Origin of the sequence: Pseudomonas sp. PH1b, from assembly GCF_000633395.1 — a bacterium.
Classification (GTDB): Bacteria; Pseudomonadota; Gammaproteobacteria; order Pseudomonadales; family Pseudomonadaceae; genus Aquipseudomonas.
The window spans coordinates 1-20,023 of record NZ_AYMU01000037.1; the positions used below are offsets into that span (position 1 = coordinate 1).

Here is a 20,023-nt window from a genome sequence, read left to right on the forward strand (position 1 = left end):
CGAGAAGTGCTGCTTGAAGGCCCGGGAAAACGCTTCGCCGGAACCGAAGCCGACCTCCAGGGCGATTTCCAGGATCGACGCCTGGCTTCGGCTGGCCAGGAGGTAGGCGCCGCAGGCCAAGCGTCGGCGACGCAGGTAGGCCCCCAGGGGTTCGCCGACCCAGGCGCTGAACAGGCGATGGAAGTGATAGGGCGAGAAATGTGCGACCCGCGCCAGGTCCGCCAACTCCAGGGGCTGGTCCAAGTGCTGGTCGATATGCTCCAGAACACGGCTCATGCGCAGGGTGTATTCATGGAGGCTGTGATAGGCGCTGGTCATGATTGCAGCTTAGTCGGGTGGATCATTGCAGTCTGCTGCAGATGGGGATTGCGGGTGAGCAAGATTCGCCGGCAAGCCGGCTCCTGCGCAATGCGGTTGCAGGAGCCCATCGGGTGGCATTGTGCTTGTCGGCGAGGCGCATCTCAATCGTCACAGCAGCAACTGCTGCCCTTGCCTTTGGAGGGCTCCTGGTAGCGGTCGTGGTGCCGGACCCAGCCCATGATCTGCTCTTCATTGCGCCCCTTGGGCGTCAGGTCGAGGACGTTGTAGGCCCCTACCAGCAGGTCCAGCCCGCGGGCGTAGGTGGAGTAGGTATGAAAGATCTCACCCTGGTCGTTGCGATAGAACACGCTCAGGCCGGGCAATTCCTCTTCGTCGCCGCTGGCCGGCTCATAGTTGTAGGTGGCGACTCCCTCGGCCCATTGCTCGGCGCTGAGGCTGACCCCGAAGTCCTGGTTGAAGTCGTCGCCGGCGCTGGAAACCCAGGGGAAGCGCCAGCCCATGCGCCGGCGAAAGGCCTGGAATTCACCGTAGGGTGCGTGGGACACCGCCACCAGGGCCACGTCGTGATGGGCCAGGTGCTGATTGGCACCGTCGAAGTGGTCGGCCAGGAACGAGCAGCCCTTGCAGCCTTCTTCCCAGCCGGCGCCGAACATGAAGTGATAGACCACCAACTGGCTGTGCGCACCGAACAGTTCGCCCAGGCTCAGGGTGCCTTCCGGGCCCTGGAAGTGGTAGGGCTTGTCGATTTTTACCCAGGGCAGCGCACGGCGTTCGGCGCTCAGTTGGTCGCGTTGGCGGGTAAAGGCCTTTTCGCGGATCAGGTGCTGCTTGCGTGCTTGCAGCCAATGTTCCCGGGAGACCACGGGGTGATCGCTGATGTTCATGACGTCTCTCCTCAAGGCAGTGGGGCGATGGGTCCTACACACGCTAGTCGTTTGCCCGGCGGCATGATCGACAAGCTGCCCAGCGGTTTCCGATCAGGGGTCATTCCGGTACGGCGGATTGGCTGAACGGCTGAAAATCCGTCCGGTCACACCTTATGAACGGCATTTCATTCTCATGTCTGGAGGTTGGATCAGGATGACGACTTATAACTGGGATCTGATTGAACGGTTGCTGCACGAGGTGCAGAACGGCGCGGGCCACAGCTTTACCCCGCGTCCCTATGCCGAGCAGCATGCGGCCGCCAAGGCGGCGGAGGGTGAGCCCACGGGTAACCTGGATGATTTGAAGGTCACGGCCACCGAGTACGAAAAGTTGCTGCTGGACCGGGGCTTTATCGAGACCCGGCCGGAGGACGAGGGCGGCAATGGCGAGAACTTTGTGCTCACGGCCCGTGGGTCGAGCCTGTTGTGCCTGATCGACAGCAGCATTCCAGGAAATGATCATCCGCGTCAGGTCCTGGATGAGCAGGCGGATGCCTTGCTGCCGGAAACCTTTGACCAAGTCGCGTCCAAGGCCCAGATCGCCTAGGCGGGGCCGGCTAGCCCGGCTGGGTGTTGCGCAGACATTTCAAGGCGGCGAAGTCCTGGCGTACGCCGTCGATCTTCTTCAGCAGGCGCTGGCGTTGCTCCGGGGTGCTGCTGGCCATCAGGTCCACCAGCAGGCTGCGTGCGGCCTGTTCGGTGTGGCTGAAGGCCTGGCGATATGCCGGGGTCCATAGGCTCTCGCGGTGGATCAGCAACTGCTCGATGCGCTGTGGGAAGTCACGGTCCTGGCGCTGCTGCACGGCGGCACTGAACTGCGCCTGCCAGTGAGCGCGGTTGGCGATCCACTGTTGGTTCTGCGTCCCGAGGGAGGCGGACCACTGGTCGATCCGTTGCTGCTGGCCGGGGCTCAGGGGGCCGAGCCAGGCCTTCAGGCGCTTGCTCATGCGCTGGCTGCGTTGCTCTATCTGTTGCGCGACAGGTGGCTTGAGGTATTGCTCCTCATGCTCCTTCAGGTCCTTGGCGAAGGCGTTGTTCATCTCTTTGACCTGCTGATCGTCCAGGCCCTGGAGCAACTCCACCGCCGAGGGCGTGATCTGGCGTGCGGTCTCAGCGATGGCCTGCCTGGCTTCCTCGGTCCGGGCCTGCAGGGCTTCGTCGCTGACCTGATTGTTCTGCACCATCAGTTGCAGGCGGTCGAGCCAGCCCAGGTAGCCGGGCAATTGGGTCGTGCAATGCCAGCTCAAGTGCTGTTGCAGACGCTGGTTGAGCCAGCCCTTCTGCTCACTGTTCATGTCCAGGTAGTCGTTGAGGGTCCAGGGGATGATCACATCGAGGTTGCGATAGGCCAGGCCGACCCGGCTGCAGGCGCCGAGCAGCAGGCTGATGATCAGGAGCGGAACAAGCAGGTGCCAGTGGCGCGACATGTTCGAATCCTTGCCAGTGCGGGTTCGTTCATCTGAACCCGCAAGGGCCCTGGCAGTTCAGCGTTTCAGTAGAAGGCGCGCTCGGCCTTGAAGGTCAGCAGGCCGTCGCATTCGGCGTTGTGCCCGGAATAGGCCGTGCATTCGCTGCCGTTGAGGTTGGAGTCACTGTAGATCAGGTTCAGGTCGATCCCCAGCCAGGGCCGCGAGAGCTTGATCGACCAGTCGCTGAAGCCCGCCACGTAACCGCCGTTGGCCACCGATACGCCATTGTTCAATTGGTGGCTGGTGTATTTGACGCTGACGCCGACGCCAAAGGGCGGGTTGCCCCCCAGGTCGGCGAACAGGGTGCTGTTGCGCTTGTCGGGGTCGTTGCTGAAGGCGGCGCCAAAACGGCTGCCCAGCAGAGTCAGGCCGCCGTAGAGCTCCTGGCTGTCCCGGCTATTCAGCTTCGGGTAGTTGTAGTGGATCATCCCCAGCTCGTAGCCCAGGGTCTGGTCGAGGGGCTGCTTGAAGCCCAGGTAGGAGTCCACTTCAAGGTTGCTGGACGGGCTCAGGCCCATGCTTGGGGACCATTGTCCGAAGTACCAGCCGCTGTCGTGGCTCAGGTCGAGGCCGCCGTGGAAGGAACCGCTGGAGGAGGGTTTGACCAGGCCCTGGGCCATGCTGCGGCTGGGGCTGCTGCCCAGCTTGAGGTCGAAGTCGCCCAGTTCGCGCTGGAAGATCTGGCCCTGGGCGAGGGGGCAGGCCAGCAGCAGGCTTAAGAGCAATATGGCGGGTTTGAGCATGCAGCACTCCCTTGGCGGCGCGGAGTGACAACCTGACGGTCGGCTGAAACGATTGATCTAGAAGCGTGCAAGGATACTGGCGAATGCCGGTGGAGGAGGGCCGTTCGTCGATTTTTAGTGCAGGGAGAGGGGAGGGAGTGCCAGTCCTAGCGCTTTGAGGGCAAAGCGCCGAGGGACCAGGATAACGCGGGGGGAGTTACTTTTTACCCAGGCTGATCTGCTTGGATGGGCCGAAGGTCTGGCCGCTGACGCCTTTGGCAATTTGCTGGATTTCGCCGCCCGATTTCAGGAACGCCGCGATTTGTTCGTTGATCGATTCGCTGGTTTCAACGGCGGGAGCTGGTTTTGCTTTGCTGTTGGAGGCTTTTACTCGCATGGCGGCCATTTAACCTTTGGGGAAAATTAATTTGGCCAGGCATCTTATCAGAAACACTTGACAATTGCTTGGCAAATATCCTCTGGAACAGACGGTTGGTTTCCGGCTTTTTTCTTCAGTTCATCTCCCAAAGATCTTCCTAAGTAGCTGTTTTAAATAAAGACCAGAGGTTGAAATTACAGCCTGGGAGTCGCCTGTGCTGGCCCTTGCTGTTTCTCCCCGCCTGACGAGTGGGCGCTGGGCTGCCGGCCAGGCCGGAAAAATCGGGGTTCTCCACGGATTTTCATCGGCAGCGATTCAGGAGCGCCAACGTCGGCTCGGAAAACAGGTAGAATGCCGCCCACGCAATGAGGGTATTGGAAATGGCTTTAGTCGGGCGCTACAACAGTTTGCAAGTGGTTAAACATACTAACTTTGGTTTGTATCTGGACGGAGGGGCGGACGGTGAAATACTGCTGCCCAATCGTTATATTCCCAAGGATATTCCCAGTGAAGATGAAGACTGGTTGAATGTTTTTGTTTATCTGGACAGTGCTGACAAGTTAATCGCAACTACTGAAAAGCCCAAAGTTCAAGTCGGTGAGTTTGCCAGCCTTAAAGTCGCCGAAGTTAACAGTATTGGCGTGTTCCTCGATTGGGGGCTGCCCAAGGATCTGCTGCTGCCGTATTCCGAAGAGAAGCGCCAGATGAATGCCGGCGAGTATTGCGTGGTGCACGTCTACCTGGACAAGCACACCCGCCGTATCACCGCCACGGCCCGTCTGGATCGCTACCTGGACAAGACCCCGGCCAACTATACGCCGGGCCAGGAAGTGGACCTGCTGGTGGTGGAGTCCACCGACATGGGCTTCAAGGCAATCATCAATAACAAGCACTGGGGCCTGATTCACAAGAACGAAGTGTTCAAGTTCCTGCGCTCGGGGATGCAGGAGAAAGGGTTCATCAAGGAAGTGCGCGCCGACGGCAAGATCAGCCTGAGCCTGCAACCTGTGGGTGAGCAGGCGGCCACCAGCCTGAGCTCGAAGATCCTCGCCAAGTTGCGCGAGAACGATGGTTCCCTGGCGGTCAGCGACAAGAGCGACCCGGCGTTGATCAGCAGTTTGTTCGGCGTCAGCAAGGGCAACTTCAAGAAGGCCATCGGGACACTCTACAAACAGGGCCAGATCGTCATTCATGCGGATCGCATCGAGCTAAGCTGAGGCCTGTCTCTTCTGCGGTTGTTCCCCATGAAAACCACGCTGGCGGCCTACCTCGCCACTTTGCTGGCCTTCGTACTGCTCGACGCGCTGTGGCTGGGCCTGATGATGGGGCCCACCTACAGGGCTCAGCTAGGTTCCCTGTTGCTCGAACAGCCACTGCCGGTCCCGGCGGTGCTGTTCTATCTTCTTTATGTCCTGGGCTGTGTGTCGTTCGCCGTCCTGCCTGCCCTGCGCCAGGGCGGCTGGACGCGAGCGGCGCGTTTGGGCGCGCTGCTCGGCCTGGTGGCCTATGGCACCTATGACTTGAGCAACTGGGCGACCTTGCAGGGCTGGCCGGCGTCGCTGGCGCTGATGGACATGGCCTGGGGCGTGCTGGTCAGTGCCCTGGCCTGCACCTTCGGCTACGGATGCACACAGCGTTGGGGCGCTCGGCGTGGCTGACGGGCAGAGGCTGTGGCTGGCAATCGCGCCAGCAACGGCGAGCCAAGAATTTTTACAGACTTCATCCCCGGCGTTGCCGGATCATTGATCGTCTTTTTTCCTTTGGCTGCGGGACGCCTTCAGGGGCCTGCGGTTTCTATCGAGTGTCTGTCATGTTGTTGAATCAATCGGGAGTCTTGCGGTGAGCATCGAACGGCGCAGCGCCGATGGATTTGCCCTGCAGGTGATGTTGGGGCTGTGCCTGATCTGGGGCGTGCAGCAGGTGATGATCAAATGGGCAGCCCCGGACATTGCCCCGGTGATGCAGGCTGCGGCGCGCTCCGGGATTTCGGCGTTGCTGGTGGCCTTGCTGATGTGCTGGAGAGGTGGCTGGTCCCAGGTGCCGAGTACCTGGCGCGCAGGGTTGCTGGCCGGCAGCCTGTTCGGCCTGGAGTTCCTGTTCATCGCCGAAGGCCTGAAGCTCACCAGCGCGGCGCACATGTCGGTGTTTCTCTACACCGCGCCGATCTTCACCGCCCTGGGGGTCAACTGGCTGCTGCCCAGTGAGCGCCTCAGGCCCTTGCAATGGCTGGGCATCCTGCTGGCCTTCGTGGGGATCGGCATTGCGTTTGCCGGGGGAATCTCGCTGGACAATCTGGATCGCCGGATGCTGTTGGGGGATGCCCTGGGGTTGCTGGCGGGCCTGGCGTGGGGGGCGACCACGGTGGTGGTGCGGGCGTCGCGCCTGTCCGAGGCACCGGCAACCTTGACCCTGTTCTACCAACTGATCGTGGGGTTTGTCGGGTTGCTGCTGATTGCCGTTCTCAGTGGCCAGGTGACCCATGTCAGCCTGACTCCCGTGGCCGTGGCCAGTGTGCTGTTCCAGGGGCTGGTGGTGTCGTTCTTCAGCTACCTGACCTGGTTCTGGCTGTTGCGGCGCTACCTGGCGGCCAACCTGGCGGTGTTCTCCTTCATGACCCCGATGTTCGGCGTCACCTTTGGCGTCGTGCTGCTGGGAGAACCCCTGAGCATCAACTTCGTGTTCGGCGCGGTGCTGGTGCTGCTGGGCATCACCTTTGTCAGTGCCGAGCAGTGGTTGCGCCGGCGCCTGCGCAGCTTGCTCTGAGCGGGGCTCGAGCGGCCACTGCCGGTTCTCAAGGCAGTGCGGCGCATTCTCCGCTCGCCGCTTGCTGCCGAAGCAACAGCGCCCCTGCGCTCAACAGGCCAGCGGCGGCCACGATCAACGCCAACTGCAGGCCACCACTGAAGTGACTGCTCAAGGCTGCCAGCAACGGCCCGCTCAATTGCCCCACCGCGAAACAGGCGGTCAGCAACCCGGCATTGCGCTGGGCCGATTGTGGTGCCAGTTCCCGGGAGCGTTGCATGACCAACTGCATGCAGGCCAGGAAAGGCGTGCCACACAACAGCACCCCGAGGGCCAGTCCCAGGCCGTTGCCCAGCAGGCAGGCCAGGACGCCAGCAGCTTGCAGCCACAGGGTCGCCATCAACCAGTGGCGGGTACTGTCCGGGCCCGGCCGGCGCAGGCTGACCAGGACCACGCCGAGGGCGGCAGCGAGGCCAAAGGCGGGCCAGAACAGATCGGCTTGCCATTGGCCCTGGAACCGCGCGCTGGCCATCTGCGAGAGGAAGGTCGCCGGAATGATGTAGCCCACGCCATACAAGCCGTAGACCAGCCCGAGGCGGTTCACCTTCGGTTCATCCGGGGCGTCGCGCCGGGGGGCGGGGCCGGTGGTCGAGGCCCGTGGCAGGATCGGCAGGATCACCAGCAGCATCAGCAAGGCTACGGCGGCGTACAACAGCCATAGATCGGCGGAATGCTGCCCCAGCAGATTGGAACCCAGGGCCAGCAGGCCGGTGAGCATGATCCCCAGCCCCGGGCCGGCGAACACCAGCGCGCCCAGGCGTGGGCGGCCTGCTGCCAGGGCCAGGGGCTGGCTCAGGGCGGTGATCATCACCAGCACCCAGGCACTGGCCACCCCGGTGCCAAAGCGCAGCAGCAGGTGCGGCCAGAAACCCACGGCCCAGAAGGACGCCAGGGTGAGCAATACGCACAGCCACAGGCCTCCCAGCAGACGCCGCTGCACCTGGGCCGGGCGCCGGGCGAACATGGCATCCACCGCGCCGAGGAAGTAACCCAGGTAATTGGCGGCAGCGATCAGCCCGGCGTACGTCAGGTCGACCTGGCCTTCACTGATCAGGTGCGGCAGTTGCGGGGTCAAGGCGAAGCGGCCAATGCCCATGGCCATCATCAGCGCAATGAAACTGGCGAGCAGGCGGAGCAGAGGGGACATGGTCAGGGTTCCGGAGGCAGACACGATGACCGTCAGGCTAGAGCTGATTGACTTTCTTTAAAAATGAATAATAGTGAGTAACTTGTTCAGTTTTGGAGAATCTTGTGGAGTTCAGTCAACTGCGCATCTTCCAGGCCGTGGCCGAAGAGGGCTCCATCACCCGTGCCGCCGAGCGCCTGCACCGAGTGCCCTCGAACCTGTCCACCCGCCTCAAGCAGTTGGAGGAGCAACTGGGAGTCGAGCTGTTCCTGCGTGAGCGCCAGCGCCTGCAGCTGTCCCCGGCGGGCAAGGTACTGCTGGATTACGCCGCCCGGCTGTTTGCCCTGCACGATGAGGCCCAGGCTGCGGTGCAGGGGGGGCAGCCGGCGGGGGAGTTCGTCCTGGGGACCATGTACAGCACCGCGGCGATTCATTTGCCGGCGTTGCTGGCGCGCTACCACCGAACCTATCCGGCCGTGAATCTGCAGGTACAGTCCGGGCCCAGTGGCGAGCTGCTTGAAGGGCTGCTGACCGGGCGCCTGGATGCAGCCCTGGTGGACGGCCCCCTGGCGCTGGCAGGGCTGGACGGCGTGCCTTTGTGCGATGAGACCTTGGTCCTGATCAGCGAGGCCGATCATCCGCCGGTGCGCAGTGCCCTGGATGTGGAAGGGCGTTCGGTGTTCACCTTTCGCCAGGGCTGCTCCTACCGCATGCGGTTGGAGTCCTGGTTTGCCCACTACCACGCGGCCATGGGCCGGGCCATGGAGATCGAGTCCTACCAGGGCATGCTGGCCTGCGTGATCGCCGGGTCCGGAGTGGCGTTGATGGCGCGTTCGATGCTCGACAGCCTGCCGGGGCGCGAGAGTGTCGCGGTGCATGCCCTGGCCGAACCGTTCGCCCGTGCCACCACTTGGCTGATGTGGCGCAAGGGCATGGTGGGCGCCAATCTCAATGCCTGGATCGAACTGCAGCAGGCGGCCGCCGGGCAGGTGCGGGCCGCAGGGTGAATCCCCGTGGTGGATTGGCCTGAATCCGGTAACAGTTCATTGCTATTGAGGGGCAGCGCGCAGGAAAACTTAGGACTATCATCTGCATGAGGCGGCGCAGTATCGCCGCTCGGCACGACCCTTGAGGGGGCACTATGAAAGACAAACTGCAAAGCTGGCTGCACGACCTTGGCGTCGCACTGGGCCTGATCGAGCCACCGCTGCAACCGGTGCCGATTCCTACCGATGAAGAACTGCGGCGCCGTCAGCAACGCCGCCGTTGAGCCTGCTGCGAGAGCGGAGTGAAGGCTCCGGCTCTCGCCTGCTTCGCCCGAGATTGCGCTCCGATGCCTGTGCATCGGTTGCCGCGCTCAACCCTCGTTCTGCCACGAAATCATCAGCACGAACCGGATCAGGTCGTCGACGCTGTGCATCTGTTCGACCCAGTGTTCCTCTGCCCGCGGCGAGAGGCTCAGGTCGAAGCGATCTTCCAGGCGCCACAGCAAGGCCTCGATATCCTCGATGTCCAGCCCCAGGTCCCGCAGGCGACTGTTGTCGTCAAGCACGCGCGGGCTGTCCAGCCAATGCTGGATGAGCTGGTATACCGCCTGGCGAGCGTCGGCGCGATTCATGGCAGGCCTCCCGCTGGTTCAGGAGGTCAGGAGTGCCGGGGCTGGCGGGCATCGCTACGGCGGGTCTTTTCCAGGATGAACTGACTCAGATCGCTGATGGAGCTGATCCAGTACAGGTCGTGCTCGGGGTCGAGCTGGATGTCGAACTCGCATTCCAGGCTGTAGAGCAGGGCCTTGAGATCCAGGGAGTAACTGTCGCTGCTGCAGGCCTGGGAAGGGGGGATGGACCATTTCAGGGCCATTTGCGCGTCGATGGAGCGCTGGATGCTTCGCTGGATATCGAAACGGTCCATAAATACCTCGGGACAGGAAAGAACTTCTTGTTGTTGTGTGACCCTGTCCAAGGGGATGCGATAGCACGTGCAGACGCTGCCAGCGATCCTTGTACTGTCCCGGTGATGGAACAGTCGTCGCTGAACCTCAGTACAGCACAGCTTATTTCTCCCTGAGGTGACCATTCGTCAATTTTCTCACCCGGCGCAACATGCCTGCAGGCCAGGGGCGGCAGGGCCTGGGGCGTTTTCTGCAGGCGAAAAAAAAACGGGTGCAGCCACCGACGCTGCACCCGCCGAAGAAAACTTCAAGCGTCCGAGTTCAACTCAGACCGCGTTGCTCAGGGGCGCCGTACGGCGCGAGACCAGGCTGACCACCACGAAACTCGCCAGGCCCACGGCCAGGCTGTAGTAGATCGGCGTGTTGGCATCCAGGCCATCCTTGAACATGAACACCAGGGCGGTGACAAAGCCCAGGCCCATGCTGGCAATGGCCCCGGAGGTGGTGGCGCGCTTCCAGAAGATGGCGCCGATCAGCGGGATCAGCATGCCGCCCACCAGCAGGTTGTAGGCCAGGGTCAGGGCGCTGATGACGTCATTGACCACCAGGGCGATGCCCAGTACCAGGATGCCGGTGAGGAAGGTGAACAGGCGGTTGATCCCCAGGCTCGATTGCTTGCCGCCTCGCAGTTTCGGTAGCAGGTCTTCGGTCAGGGTGGTGGACGCGGCCAGCAAGCCGGCGCTGGCGGTGGACATCATTGCCGCCAGGGCGGCCGCGATCACCAGGCCACGGATGCCGTCCGGCAGGGCGGCTTTGACGATGGCGGCGAAAGCGTTGTTGACGTTGTCCAGATCCGGTAGCAGAACATGGGCGGCCATACCGATCAGGGCGCAGACCAGGCCGTAGAGAATGCAGTAGAAACCGGCCAGGGTGCCGGCGTACTGCGCGACTTTCTCGGTCTTGGCGGTGAACACCCGTTGCCAGATGTCCTGGCCGATCAGGATGCCGAAGAAGTAGATCATGAAGTAGGTAATGATGGTGTCCCAGCCGATGGTGGTGAAGCTGAAGCTGGACGCCGGCAGTTTGGCCACCAGCTCATCCCAGCCGCCCACGCGGTACAGGCAGATCGGCAGTAGGATGAACATCAGGCCTACGGTCTTGATCACGAACTGGACGATATCGGTCAGGGTCAGGGACCACATGCCGCCAATGGCCGAGTAGACCACCACCACGCCGCCGCCCAGCAGCACCGAGATCCAGAACGGCAGGCCGAACAGCACCTGCAGCACGGTGCCGATGGCGAGGATCGAGGTCACGCCGATCATCAGGGCGTAGGCCAGCATGATCACCGCACTGGCCTGGCGGGCCATGGGGTTGTAGCGCTTTTCCAGGACCTGGGTCACGGTGAAGATCCGCAGCTTGAGCAGGGGTTTGGCGAGGAACAGGTTCAACGCCATGATGCCCAGGCCCAGTGCTGCGCACAGCCAGAAGCCGGAGATGCCGTGGACGTAGCCCAGGCGTACAGTGCCGACGGTCGAGGCGCCGCCCAGTACGGTGGCGGCCATGGTGCCCATGTACAAGCTCGGGCCAAGGTTGCGGCCGGCCACCAGGTAGTCCTCGTGGGTCTTGGCCTTGCGCATGCCGTAGTAGCCGAGCACGAGCATGCCGGCGGCATAGATGAGTACGACAAATAAATCTAAAGCCATGATGGCGTGTCTCCGATTATCTTTTTTATGTGAAACAAACAGTTCATGCAGGTGCTGGCTGTGCAGCGAAGGCGTGCTCAAGTCTTCTACAAGGCTCAAGGGCTCTATCGCGGGGCAGCGGCTGGAGGCTATCCGGGCAGTAGGGCGCGACCCGCCGGCAGCCCGCTGAGACAGCGGCTGACGATGCTGGAGTGCGCAGCTTTGAGGGGGGCGCCAGCCTTGCTGGACAGGCCGGCGATCAGGCGAAACAGGTCGCAAGGCCTGGTGTCGCGCTGGTGTTCGAGGATCGGTCCGATCCTGCTGGTTGCGATGTGGCTAAGGCGTTTTTCTTTGTTGTTATTCATGATCTGCTCCGATCACATTGGCTAAGGGGGTGGCAGCCCTTCCGGCATAGCGGACAAATGGTTGTGACAGGCCAGCCAGAGGCCTTGTTGTTTTGTGCAAGACACAAGGGTCTCGCGTTCCTGGCTGAAGTCTTGCTCCCCTTGCATGCGCAGCGGCGTGGCTACGTCATGAGTCAACCCGACGACGTCCCCTTGTGGGCGGACGCCGGCGTTGTTCGAGGTGTGCAGCACAGCACCTCGAAACCATCCCTTCCCGTCATCGGCCTGGCCAATGCCTTGCCGGCATTGGGCAACAGCCATCGAGGACGGGGTACAGACGAAGCGAGCAACGACACTGGGCGCCGAAAACGACTTGGCGGCGTTAGGCATGTGCGCTTGCTCGCTCCTGACCGGCTCTCAACGATGGGCTACGCCGGGCAGTACGCAGAGCATTTCGTACAGCAGGTTGGCGCCCAGCAGCGAGGTGTTGCCGGTGGTGTCGTAGGGTGGCGAGACTTCCACCAGGTCGCAGCCCACCAGGTCCAGGCCCTGGCAACCGCGGACGATCTCGATGGCCTGGATGGTGGTCAGGCCGCCGATTTCCGGGGTGCCGGTGCCTGGGGCCCAGGCCGGGTCGATGCCGTCGATGTCGAAGCTCAGGTACACCGGGCCGTCGCCGACTTTCTCGCGGACTTCGGCCATCAAGGGTTCCAGGGACTTGTGCCAGCACTCCTCGGCCTGGACCACTCGGAAGCCCTGTTTGCGGCTCCAGTTGAAGTCTTCGGCGGTGTAGCCCTGGGCCCGCAGGCCGATCTGCACCACCCGGTCGCAGTCCAGCAGGCCTTCTTCCACGGCGCGGCGGAAGGTGGTGCCGTGGGCGATCTTCTCGCCGAACATGTGGTCGTTGACGTCTGCGTGGGCATCGATGTGCACCAGGCCGACCTTGCCGTGTTTCTTGTGGATTGCCCGCAGGATCGGCAGGGTGATGGTGTGGTCGCCGCCCAGGGTCAGGGGGATCACTTTGTTTTCGAGGATGCGGTCATACGCCTCTTCGATGATGCGCACCGCGTCCAGCAGGTTGAAGGTGTTGATCGCCACGTCACCGATGTCGGCCACGTTCAGCGAGTCGAACGGCGCGGCGCCGGTGGCCATGTTGTAGGGGCGGATCATCACCGACTCGGCGCGGATCTCCCGGGGGCCGAAGCGGGTGCCGGCGCGCAGCGAGGTGCCGATGTCCAGCGGTACGCCGACGAAGGCAGCGTCCAGGCCGGCAGCGGTGGGAACATGGGGAAGACGCATCATGGTGGCGATGCCGCCGAAGCGCGGCATTTCGTTGCCGCCCAGTGGTTGGTGGAGAATCTTGTCCACGGGATAGGCCTCATCGTTGTTTTATTTATGGGTTCGGCGGCGCAGCAGGTCCTGCCCGTCCGACCGAGTGGGGCCGATTCTGCGAAATGCACGGGCGGAAAAGAATCGCTACGGACAAATACTTAGTTCAGATTTTTCTAAACTAATGGCCGGCAAAGAAGCTAGACTCCGCCTCCGCAGCGCCAGTGCAGTTTTCCCATTGCTACGGGGACAGGCTTTGCGGGCCGCTACAACCTCGGCGCAGCGAACGTCGGGATTGACCCAGGAGCCAACAATCACGGAGCGATGAGCGGTACCCCACAACTCGGACCCGGCTGATTGCCGCCGTCGCCGAGGTTGGCGGAGGATGGTGTCTTGAACGTTTGATTGGAGCCTGTCATGGCCAACGCTTTACCTGATCTGAAACTATTGCGCATCTTCGTCAGCGTGGTGCGGCATCAGGGGTTCGCCAATGCCCAGCACGAACTCAACCTCTCGACGTCGGCCATCAGTACCTACATGAGCCAACTGGAAGCCTCACTGGGCCTGGTGCTCTGTCACCGTGGCCGCGGCGGTTTCAGCCTGACCAGCAAGGGCGAGCTGTTTCACCAGGAAACCCTGCGCCTGCTGGGGGAGCTGGAGGGCTTTGAACAGTACGCGGCGGCCCTCAAGGGCGAGTTGCGCGGGACCCTGAACCTTGGGGTGATCGACTCCACGGTCAGCGACCAGGCCTTGCCGTTCGCCGAGGCCATCGGAGCCTATAGCCAAGAGCATCCGGCAGTGCACCTGCACCTGTCGGTGATGAGCCCTCACGAGCTGCAACTGGGGGTCCAGGATAACCGCCTGGACCTGGCCATCGGGGCTTTCTCCACACGCATGAGCGGCCTGGTGTACATGCCGCTTTACCGTGAACAGCACTGGCTGTACTGCAGCAACCGCCATCCGCTGTACAGCGAGCGGCGCATTCCCGAACAGGTCATCACCCAGCAGCGCATGGTCGGCCGGGGCTACTGGAGCCAGGCCGAGCTGGCCCGACATGGCTTCAAGCACAGTGCGGCAACGGTGGAAAGCATGGAGGCGCAGTTGATCCTGGTGCTTTCCGGCGCCTACATCGGCTACCTGCCGGAGCACTACGCCCAGGCCTGGGCCGACAAGGGCGATTTGCGCGTGCTGCTGCCAGCGACCTTCGGCTACCAGGCGCCGTTTTCCATGATCATGCGCCGCGGTCGCGGTCGTGAACCCTTGATCCAGACCTTCCGAGATCTGCTCAAGGCCCAGCTCAATCAGGCGTAAAGCAGGAGTGTCCATGTCCCGAGCACGTTGTCAGCGTTGCCTGCGCCCCGCAGGCCATTGCCTGTGCCCGTTGATCCCGCAGTTGCCGAGCCGCACCCGGGTCCTGCTGTTGCAGCATCCCAGCGAGGTCAACCACGCCTTGAACACAGCGCGCCTGGCGGCACTGGGGTTGAACAATGCCGAGCTGATCGTCGGCGAGGTGTTCGAGGACCTGCCGGCGCTGCTTCAGCGCCCTGGTTACCAGGCTCGGCTGCTGTTCCCGGCGGACGATGCCCAGCCACTTGCAGCCTATGCTGCGAGCCAGGAGCCGCTGCTGCTGGTGGTGCCCGATGGCACCTGGCGCAAGGCGCGCAAGTTGCTGCACCTCAATCCGCTGCTGGCGGCCTTGCCCCGGGTGACCCTGGCGGCGGCGACAGCCTCGCGCTACCGCTTGCGCAAGGCCCCAGGACCGGGCGCCTTGTCGACCCTAGAGGCGATCGTCCAGGCCCTGGAGGTGCTGGAAGCTCCGGCCTCGTTCGAGCCCTTGCTGCGGCCGTTCGAGGCGCTGATCGAGGGGCAGATCGCGGCAATGGGCGAGGACACCTACCAGCGCAACCACGGCGCCCAACCCTGACTTCTTGCCTGTAGACGCGGGCTTGCCCGCGAAAGCACTTTCAAACCTGCTGCAACGTCAGAGGCCCTCTACGCCGGCAAGTCGGCTCCCGCCTAAGCTGCAGTCAACGCTCGCGCATGGCTTCGGTGCGGGCCTTGAGCACCGGCTTGAGCAGGTAGTCGAGCACGCTTTTCTCGCCGGTGATGATGTCCACCGTGGCCACCATGCCGGGGATGATCAGCAGCGGCTTGACGTCGCCCCCCAAGTGGTTTTTGTCGGTGCGCACCTGGATCAGGTAGAAGCTGTTGCCCTTGTCATCGGTAATGGTGTCGGCGCCGATCAGCTCCAGCTTGGCGCTCAGGCCGCCGTAGATGGTGTAGTCGTAGGCACTGAACTTGACCATGGCTTTCTGTCCGGGGTGGAGGAAGGCCACGTCCTGGGGGCGGACCTTGGCCTCGATCAGCAGGTTGTCTTCCAGGGGCACGATTTCCACCATGTCGCTGCCGGGCTGGACCACGCCGCCAATGGTGTTGACCTTGAGCTGCTTGATCACCCCATGGACCGGCGACACCACCGTGGTGCGGTTGACCCGGTCGTCGATGGCGATGCCCGAGGCGGTGATCTTCGACAGGTCGGTGCGCTTCTCGTTGAGTTCCTTGGCGGCGTCGGAGCGGAAGGTCTGCACCGATTCGTCGATCTTGCTCTTGATCTCGTTGATCGCCGATTCGGCCCGTGGAATGGCCAGGGTGGTGGCGTCCAGGGAGCCGCGGATCTCCACCGCGCTGCGCTTGAGCCGCAGGATCTCCACCGGTGACACGGCGCCCGTGCCCACCAGCGGCGTCGACATGTTCATCTCCTGGTTGAGCAGGGCCAGGCTGGAGCTGTATTGCCCCTGCTTGGAACGGAACTCCGCCAGTTCCTGGGTCTTCTGCCGCAGCTGTTCGCTCAAGGTGCGCTGTTCGCTGGCCAGCCGCCGCTGGCGCTGCTCGTACAGCGAGCGCTCGTCTTCCGCCACTTGCGGGGCCTTGCCGAGCACTTCGGCCGAGGGCACGAAGGGCTTGCCCTCGGCTTCGGCGGACAGGCGCTCGACCTGGGCCATCAGGGCAAAACGGTCGGCCTCGCTCTCGCCCTTGTTCGAACGAAAGCGCGTGTCGTCCAGGCGCAGCAGGGTCTGGCCCTTGTCCACCATCTGTCCTTCCCGGACGAAGATCTCGGTGACTATGCCGCCCTCCAGGTTCTGGATCACCTGGACCTTGCTCGAAGGAATGGCCTTGCCTTCGCCCATGGTGACTTCCTGCAGCACGGCGAACCTGGCCCACAGCAGGGCGCTGAGGATCAGCGCGGCGGCGATCCACACCGTCAGCCGTGAGCCGCGCGCCGAGTCCTGCAGCGAGGCACCGGCGGTTTCCGGCATGAATTCGCTTTCCGCGCTCTTGCGAAAGCTGCCCAAGTAACCGCGCAACGACGATGGCATTGGCATGTTCGCTTCCCCCGGGCTAGACGGCCGCAGAGCCGACACGGCCCTTGCGCAGTGCATCGATGACCGCGTCTTTCGGTCCGTCGGCGACAATCCGTCCTTCGTCCAGCACCACCAGGCGATCCACCAGGCTGAGCATCGAGGTGCGGTGGGTCACCAGCAGCAGGGTCCTGCCCTGGACCTTGGCCAGCAAGCGCTGGCGCAGGGCGTCCTCACTGCTGTTGTCCATGGCACTGGTGGGCTCGTCCAGCAGCAGGATCGGCGGGTCGAGCAGCAGCGCCCGGGCCAGCAGCACCGCCTGGCGCTGGCCGCCGGACAGCAGTTGCCCGCGCTCGCCCACGGGCCGGTCGAAGCCCTGGGGATGCTGGCGGGCCAGCTCGGTGACGCCGGTCAGCTCGGCGACTTCAAGCATCCGCGCGTCGCTGATGTAGCGTGCGCCCAGGGTCAGGTTGTCGCGCAGGCTGCCGGCCAGCAGCGGCAGGTCATGGGCGACGTAGCCGATCTGCTGGCGCAGGTCGGCCACGTCCAGTTGGCGCAGGTCCAGGCCATCCAGCAGCACCTGGCCTTCTTCCGGGGTGAGGAAGCCCATCACCAGTCGCGCCAGAGTGCTTTTGCCCGAGCCGCTGCGGCCAATGATGCCGACCCGCTCTCCGGGTTGCAGGCTGAAGCTGATGTTATTGAGGGCCGGGGTGCCTTGCCCGGGGTAGTGGAAGGTCACCCGGCTGACCTCCAGGGCGCCTTGCAGTTGGGTGCGCTCCAGGGGGCGCTGGCGGGCATCCCGCTCCTGGGGCAGGGCCATCAGTGCATCGGTGCTGCGCATGGTCAGCTGCGCCTGTTGGTAGCGGGTGATCAACCCGGCAATCTGCCCCAATGGCGCCAGGACCCGGCTGCCGAGCATGTAGCTGGCCACCAGGGCGCCGACGCTGAGGTTGCCGGCGATGATGCTGTAGACCCCGGCGACGATGGTGGCCATGCCGGCCAGTTGCTGGATGAACAGGGTGCCGTTGGTGGCCAGGGCCGAGAGGTTGCGGGCATGGCTGTCGAGGCGGGTCAGGGCGCCGTGGGTGCTTTCCCACTGGTGCTGGCGTTCACTCTCGGCACTGCAGGCCTTGAGGGTTTCCAGGCCACCCAGGGTCTCGATCAGCAGGGCCTGGCGCACGGCGCCCAGGGCCAGGCTCTTTTGCACGGTATCGCGCAGGCGCACCTGGATCACCAGGGCAAAGAGAATGGTCAACGGAAAGGCCAGGACCGGGATCACCACCAGCCAGCCGCCGAGCAGGCCGATCACCACCAGCATCAGCAGGGCGAAGGGCAGGTCGATCAGGCTGGTCAGGGTGACGGCGGTCAGGAATTCCCGCAGGCCCTGGAAGTCGTGGATGCTCTGGGCAAAGCCGCCGATGGTGGCCGGGCGGGCCTTCATGTTCATGCCGGTGATGCGTTCGAACAGGGTGGCGGAGAGGATCACGTCGGTTTTTTTACCGGCCTGGTCCAGCAGGTGGGCCCGCAGGATGCGCAGCACCAGTTCGAAACCGGTGCCGATCAGCAGGCCCAGGGTCAGGACCCACAGGGTCGAGGTGGCCTGGTTGGGCACTACGCGGTCGTAGGTCTGCATCACGAACAGCGGCACCATCAGGCCCAGCAGGTTGATCAGGAAACTGGCGAGAATGGCGTCGCTGTAGAGCCAGCGGGAGAGTTTCAGGGTGTCGCGAAACCAGGCGTCGACCCGGGGCACCAGGGGGCTGCGCAAGTCTTCGAGTTCATGGCGGGGGCGGGCAAACAGGGCCTGGCCGCTGTATTCCCGGGCCAGTTCTTCACGGCTGACCCATTGCTCGCCGCCTTCGGCTTCGCTGGGCAGGAGCAGCGCCTGGTCGTTCTCGCCCCAGCGCCGCAGCACCGCACAGCGGCCGCCGTGGAGGATCAGCAGCACCGGCAGGTTGAGGGCCGAAATCGCTTCCAGCGGGCGGCGCAGCAGGCGAGCCTGGAGGCTGGCCCGGGCGGCGGCCCGGGGCAGCAGGTCGAGACTCAGGCGCTGTTTGTCCAGGGGCAGGCCGGCACTCAGGCTGCCCCGGCTGACGTTGCAGCCGTGGAGTTTGCACAGGATCAGTAATCCGTCCAACAACGGGTCATCAAAGCTGGCACGAGGATCGGCGTGCTGGCTCCCGGGTTCGATGCTGGTCAAATTGAGTCCTCCACGGGACTACTTCATTTCCGGCAAGCGCGCCTCGCTCTTCACTTCGCTCTGGGCGATGGCTTCGGCCGGTACCACGACTTTTTCCTTGTTCAGCAGCTCGCCCATGTTGGCCAGTACCCGGTACATGGAGAACTCCTCGGTGTAGCGCACCTCGGTGTAGCGGCGGTTGGCGTTGTACAGCTCGTTCTCACTGTCCAGGAGGTCGAGCAGGGTGCGTTGGCCCAGACCGAACTGATCCTGGTAGGCGGCCCGCACCCGGGTGGTGGTTTCCGCGTATTCGCGGGCGGTGGGGGTTTGTTTCTTGGCGTTGAGCATGGCGTTCCAGGCCAGGGTGATGTTCTCGTTGAGCATGCGCAGGGCGTTGTTGCGGATGTCCATCGCCTGGTTGATCTTGTGCGCGTCGGACTGCAGGCGAGCCTTGTCGCTGCCGCCGCGGAACAGGTTGTAGTTCATGATCACCCCGACCCGCCATTCGTTGTCATGGCCCAGGTCGCCTTGCACATTGTCGTTGGCGTTCACCGCGGCCTCGGCGTCGAAGCGGGGATAGAACGGCGACTTGGCCACCTCGTACTGGCTTTCCGCGGCCTGGATATCGGCCTGGGCGGATTTCAGATAGGGGTTGTTCAGCAGCATGCTCTGCTTGGCATCAGCGATGGTTTGTGGCACTTCGCCGCGAATCGACGGCAGGGTTTCCAGCTCGTCGGGCAGGCGCCCCACGGCGCTATAGAAGTTGGCCTCGGCATCGGCCAGGTCGACCTGGGCGGTGTCGTAGTTGTTTTCCGCCAGGGCACGACGGGCCTTGGATTGATCGAGGTCGGCAATGCTGCCCACGCCCTGCTTGCTGCGCAGGCCGATCTGGTCGTTGACCCGCAGGTGAGCCTGCAGGTTGTTCTTGGCCAGGGTCACCAGTTCACGGCGCTTGAGCACCTCCAGGTACACCTCGATGGTGCGCAGGGCCAGGCTCTCGGCGGTGCCTCGGGTGTAGTAGGCCCGGGAGTTGACCACCGACTGGGTACGCCCGACTTCATTGGCGGTGTTGAAACCGTCGAACAGCATCTGCCGCAGGCGCAGTTCCGACTGGGTGTAGTTCAGGGTCTCTGTGTTGTGGTTGCCGGTGCCACGCGCCACCCCATAGCCCCGGGTGGTGGTGTTGTCGCTGTAGCCCCGACCGTAGCCGGCATTGAGGTCCAGGCTTGGATAGAAGCCGCCCTTGGCCACTTTTACATCCTCATCGGCGGACAGCCGGTTGTTCTGGCTGGCGCGAAGCTCCGGGTGGTTGTCCAGAGTGCTCTGGATCGCTTCGGTCAATGACATGGCCTGAGCCGGGTTGGCGCACAGCGAAGCCAAGAGAATCGCACCGCTGAGGGGGGTGAACGCGCGCATGGGTGTCTCTCCCTGATCCTGTGAAACACAGTTTTCGTCAAAAATATGACTAAAAATTGAGACTTGAACCGTCTC

At 63.4% G+C, this 20,023-nt stretch carries 22 protein-coding genes and 1 pseudogene; 8 read left to right on the forward strand and 15 right to left on the reverse strand.

Annotated features, from left to right (window positions below; all coding sequences use genetic code 11):
* Both U873_RS0132290 and U873_RS0132295 read right to left on the reverse strand, forming a co-directional pair.
* Positions 1-318, reverse strand: a 318-nt coding sequence (locus U873_RS0132290; protein ID WP_025132193.1) for a helix-turn-helix domain-containing protein, incomplete at its 3' end; no start/stop codon positions are given.
* A 143-nt stretch (positions 319-461) separates the two neighbouring features.
* Positions 462-1,205: a thioredoxin family protein gene (locus U873_RS0132295; RefSeq protein ID WP_025132194.1), complete on the reverse strand. Its 744-nt coding sequence runs from the start codon at positions 1,203-1,205 to the stop codon at positions 462-464.
* A 196-nt stretch (positions 1,206-1,401) separates the two neighbouring features.
* On the opposite strand from U873_RS0132295, the gene U873_RS0132300 reads away from it, so the two are divergent.
* On the forward strand, positions 1,402-1,794 hold the full coding sequence (locus tag U873_RS0132300; protein ID WP_025132195.1) for a hypothetical protein: 393 nt from the start codon (positions 1,402-1,404) through the stop codon (positions 1,792-1,794).
* A gap of 10 nt (positions 1,795-1,804) precedes the next feature.
* Here the strand turns inward: U873_RS0132300 and U873_RS0132305 are convergent, their stop codons facing one another.
* From U873_RS0132305 to U873_RS0132315, 3 genes are all read right to left on the reverse strand, one after another.
* The gene (locus tag U873_RS0132305; RefSeq protein WP_025132196.1) at positions 1,805-2,674 is read right to left on the reverse strand and encodes a DUF6279 family lipoprotein; all 870 of its coding nucleotides are present in this window, start codon (positions 2,672-2,674) and stop codon (positions 1,805-1,807) included.
* 65 nt (positions 2,675-2,739) lie between these two features.
* Positions 2,740-3,459 (reverse strand): TorF family putative porin, encoded by a 720-nt coding sequence (locus tag U873_RS0132310; RefSeq protein ID WP_025132197.1) that lies wholly within the window; start codon positions 3,457-3,459, stop codon positions 2,740-2,742.
* Positions 3,460-3,655: 196 nt separating this feature from the next.
* On the reverse strand, positions 3,656-3,844 hold the full coding sequence (locus U873_RS0132315; protein WP_016962619.1) for a hypothetical protein: 189 nt from the start codon (positions 3,842-3,844) through the stop codon (positions 3,656-3,658).
* Positions 3,845-4,197: 353 nt separating this feature from the next.
* On the opposite strand from U873_RS0132315, the gene U873_RS0132320 reads away from it, so the two are divergent.
* From U873_RS0132320 to U873_RS0132330, 3 genes are all read left to right on the forward strand, one after another.
* Positions 4,198-5,034, forward strand: coding sequence for a S1 RNA-binding domain-containing protein (locus tag U873_RS0132320; RefSeq protein WP_025132198.1), 837 nt, complete (start codon positions 4,198-4,200; stop codon positions 5,032-5,034).
* 27 nt (positions 5,035-5,061) lie between these two features.
* Positions 5,062-5,475, forward strand: a complete 414-nt coding sequence (locus tag U873_RS0132325; RefSeq protein WP_025132199.1) for a DUF2177 family protein — start codon at positions 5,062-5,064, stop codon at positions 5,473-5,475.
* Between the two features lie 181 nt (positions 5,476-5,656).
* Positions 5,657-6,580, forward strand: coding sequence for a DMT family transporter (locus U873_RS0132330; RefSeq protein ID WP_025132200.1), 924 nt, complete (start codon positions 5,657-5,659; stop codon positions 6,578-6,580).
* Positions 6,581-6,608: 28 nt separating this feature from the next.
* Here U873_RS0132330 and U873_RS0132335 read toward each other — a convergent pair whose 3' ends face one another.
* A complete protein-coding gene (locus U873_RS0132335; RefSeq protein WP_025132201.1) occupies positions 6,609-7,766 on the reverse strand; it encodes an MFS transporter in 1,158 nt (385 codons plus the stop codon).
* 104 nt (positions 7,767-7,870) lie between these two features.
* Between U873_RS0132335 and U873_RS0132340 the strand changes: the two genes are divergently transcribed.
* Together U873_RS0132340 and U873_RS37310 are read left to right on the forward strand one after the other, a co-directional pair.
* Complete coding sequence (locus U873_RS0132340; protein ID WP_025132202.1) at positions 7,871-8,752, forward strand: LysR family transcriptional regulator; 882 nt, start codon at positions 7,871-7,873, stop codon at positions 8,750-8,752.
* A 134-nt stretch (positions 8,753-8,886) separates the two neighbouring features.
* The gene (locus U873_RS37310; protein WP_011059908.1) at positions 8,887-9,015 is read left to right on the forward strand and encodes a PA1414 family protein; all 129 of its coding nucleotides are present in this window, start codon (positions 8,887-8,889) and stop codon (positions 9,013-9,015) included.
* Between the two features lie 87 nt (positions 9,016-9,102).
* Here the strand turns inward: U873_RS37310 and U873_RS0132350 are convergent, their stop codons facing one another.
* The 6 genes and pseudogenes from U873_RS0132350 to speB all read right to left on the reverse strand — a co-directional run bounded on the left by U873_RS0132350 (position 9,103) and on the right by speB (position 13,033).
* The gene (locus tag U873_RS0132350; RefSeq protein WP_025132203.1) at positions 9,103-9,363 is read right to left on the reverse strand and encodes an acyl carrier protein; all 261 of its coding nucleotides are present in this window, start codon (positions 9,361-9,363) and stop codon (positions 9,103-9,105) included.
* Positions 9,364-9,389: 26 nt separating this feature from the next.
* On the reverse strand, positions 9,390-9,656 hold the full coding sequence (locus U873_RS0132355) for a hypothetical protein (protein WP_025132204.1): 267 nt from the start codon (positions 9,654-9,656) through the stop codon (positions 9,390-9,392).
* Positions 9,657-9,962: 306 nt separating this feature from the next.
* Entirely contained in the window at positions 9,963-11,342 is a 1,380-nt protein-coding gene (locus U873_RS0132360) for a sodium:solute symporter (protein ID WP_025132205.1), read from the reverse strand.
* A 128-nt stretch (positions 11,343-11,470) separates the two neighbouring features.
* Entirely contained in the window at positions 11,471-11,686 is a 216-nt protein-coding gene (locus U873_RS0132365) for a hypothetical protein (RefSeq protein ID WP_025132206.1), read from the reverse strand.
* A 21-nt stretch (positions 11,687-11,707) separates the two neighbouring features.
* Positions 11,708-11,934 (reverse strand): annotated as a pseudogene (locus U873_RS37315) (DUF4440 domain-containing protein); the annotation flags it as partial.
* A gap of 148 nt (positions 11,935-12,082) precedes the next feature.
* The gene (speB, locus tag U873_RS0132375) at positions 12,083-13,033 is read right to left on the reverse strand and encodes an agmatinase (protein ID WP_025132207.1); all 951 of its coding nucleotides are present in this window, start codon (positions 13,031-13,033) and stop codon (positions 12,083-12,085) included.
* A gap of 378 nt (positions 13,034-13,411) precedes the next feature.
* Between speB and U873_RS0132380 the strand changes: the two genes are divergently transcribed.
* Positions 13,412-14,305 carry a LysR family transcriptional regulator gene (locus U873_RS0132380; RefSeq protein ID WP_025132208.1) on the forward strand — a complete coding sequence of 298 codons (894 nt, stop codon included), beginning with the start codon at positions 13,412-13,414 and terminating at the stop codon, positions 14,303-14,305.
* A 13-nt stretch (positions 14,306-14,318) separates the two neighbouring features.
* Positions 14,319-14,918, forward strand: a complete 600-nt coding sequence (locus tag U873_RS0132385; protein ID WP_025132209.1) for a tRNA-uridine aminocarboxypropyltransferase — start codon at positions 14,319-14,321, stop codon at positions 14,916-14,918.
* A 103-nt stretch (positions 14,919-15,021) separates the two neighbouring features.
* Here U873_RS0132385 and U873_RS0132390 read toward each other — a convergent pair whose 3' ends face one another.
* Genes U873_RS0132390 through U873_RS0132400 form a run of 3 tightly spaced genes read right to left on the reverse strand, consistent with a single transcriptional unit; the run spans position 15,022 to position 19,948 of the window.
* A complete protein-coding gene (locus U873_RS0132390; protein WP_025132210.1) occupies positions 15,022-16,377 on the reverse strand; it encodes an HlyD family type I secretion periplasmic adaptor subunit in 1,356 nt (451 codons plus the stop codon).
* 16 nt (positions 16,378-16,393) lie between these two features.
* The gene (locus tag U873_RS0132395) at positions 16,394-18,553 is read right to left on the reverse strand and encodes a type I secretion system permease/ATPase (RefSeq protein ID WP_025132211.1); all 2,160 of its coding nucleotides are present in this window, start codon (positions 18,551-18,553) and stop codon (positions 16,394-16,396) included.
* A gap of 18 nt (positions 18,554-18,571) precedes the next feature.
* Positions 18,572-19,948 (reverse strand): TolC family outer membrane protein, encoded by a 1,377-nt coding sequence (locus tag U873_RS0132400; protein ID WP_025132212.1) that lies wholly within the window; start codon positions 19,946-19,948, stop codon positions 18,572-18,574.
* Positions 19,949-20,023: the final 75 nt, after the last annotated feature.